The 225-nt window shown below is 78.7% G+C and carries 1 protein-coding gene; it reads left to right on the top strand.

The annotated features are described in order from the left end of the window. A partial coding sequence (locus I5G_RS25995; protein ID WP_036328817.1) for a hypothetical protein occupies positions 1 to 225 on the top strand: 225 nt, incomplete at both ends.

Genomic DNA, 225 nt, shown 5'->3' with positions numbered 1-225 from the left:
CGTCCCCGCGGGCGGCGCCGGCGCCGACACCGGCGCCGTGTCGGCCACCGAGATCGACGACGCCGACGATGCTCGAGTCCAGAACGTCTCGAGCCAGAACGACATCCCGGGCGTGGGCACCCGCGCCGCCGACGGCGACGGGGAGCACGGCACCGACGACGCCCGCGGCTCGACCTCCCGCCACGACCCGGACGAGTCCGCCGGGGCCTCCGCCGCGACCGCCGG

Origin of the sequence: Microbacterium sp. B19, assembly GCF_000333395.1 — a bacterium.
Taxonomy (GTDB): domain Bacteria; phylum Actinomycetota; class Actinomycetes; order Actinomycetales; family Microbacteriaceae; genus Microbacterium.
This window is presented reverse-complemented; position numbering and strand designations above follow the sequence as displayed.